The following is a 1,527-nucleotide window of genomic DNA, read 5'->3' on the forward strand; positions in this document are numbered from 1 at the left end:
TTTGGGGGCTGTCGATAAGCCACCGTCACCGTACGTGCCCGCTTGCTGACACATAGATGGTTGCCCCGGTTTGCCAAGCCCTCAATCAATGAAAGTGAGTCAGGTTGAGATTGCAGCCATAGATCCGGATTTCACCGAGGCAACAGCCTCTATCCCTGATGGAATTCGCTGACTGGCTCCTCTATCAGCTAAACGCACTTATTAGTGCCCTGTGTCTGTCGGGTTTTGCCAGTCTCGGTCTGACCTGCCTCGCCATCACGTCATGATCGCCCGTGCAATCGGTGGTACTTTCTAACGCTGGTTGTTAACTCGATACTTTGTCACGCTTGCGATGAAACACAGTTCTTTTGCTGACTATTGTGCTCAGGCCGCTACTGCGTAATCAGCATCGTACTCGCGCTCATGGGCAAGTAATGCCCAGATGATGCGTGCATTCTTGTTGGCCAGTGCCACTACCGTTACATTATGGTTACGTCGCTCCATGACCCCCGCAAGCCAGCTTCCTGCGTACCCCGTCTTACGCTCAGCGACCCGGAGCACGGCGCGAGCACTGTGGATCAGCAGTGTGCGTAAATAGATGTCACCGCGTTTGCTTATCCCCAATAGGGTCGGCTTGCCGCCGCTGGAATATTGCTTGGGTACCAAGCCCAGCTAGGCTGCTAGCTGGCGGCCATTTTCGAACTGCTTTGCATCGCCGATAGACGCAACCAGTGCACTGGCCGTGAGAGGACCAATACCTGGCATCTTAGCCAGCTTCTGGCTTGCCGAGTTTTCTTTGTGCCAACACCAGATCTGCTCTTCCAGTTCATTCACCTGCTTGGTGAGCTCTTTGAGGTGCTCCCCTAAACGCTCAATTAATTGACGAAAAGTTCCGGGTAGGTCGTTCTCTGCGTCCTCCAGGATCTCGGGCAATCGTGGGCTAATGTGTGCAATACCTTTAGGGACAATGATGCCATGTTCTGCCAGCAGACCCCTGATTTGATTAGCTTGCGCCGTTCTGGCTTTGACGAACCCTTGCCTTGCGCGATGTAGCGACAACACGGCTAACTGCTCGCCATTTTTTATTGGCACAAACCGCATATTGGGTCGGGTGACGGCTTCGCAGATAGCTTCTGCATCCGCAGCATCGTTCTTGTTGGTCTTCACATAGGGCTTCACGAACTGCGGCGCCATCAGTTTGACGGTATGCCCCATTCCTTGCAGTTTATTGGCCCAGTAATGGGCACTGCCGCATGCCTCCATGCCGATCAGGCTAGGAGGAAGATTGCTAAAGAATGAGAGCATCTGATCCCGCTTCAACTGTCGCTTGAGGGTCGTCTTGCCATGTTGATCAACGCCATGTAATTGGAAGAGATGTTTTGCCAGATCGATGCCGATAGTCGTAGCTTTCATGGTGGTCGCCTCTCTCATCAGTGGGAACTTACATTCGCCACTTTGGCACTCAGATGCCGTTTTGGGGAGGGGCGACCATCCCATTAGCTATAGCACAACGGCACATTTCGAACAGCGAGTCGAGTAGTCCCTGAG

1 pseudogene is annotated in these 1,527 nt (G+C 53.2%); it reads right to left on the reverse strand.

The window, feature by feature from the left end:
• Positions 1 to 363 precede the first annotated feature (363 nt).
• Positions 364 to 1,392, reverse strand: a pseudogene (locus tag CF137_RS21910) (IS110 family RNA-guided transposase).
• Positions 1,393 to 1,527 lie beyond the last annotated feature (135 nt).

This window comes from Aeromonas sobria (genome assembly GCF_006243315.1).
GTDB lineage: Bacteria > Pseudomonadota > Gammaproteobacteria > Enterobacterales > Aeromonadaceae > Aeromonas > Aeromonas sobria_A.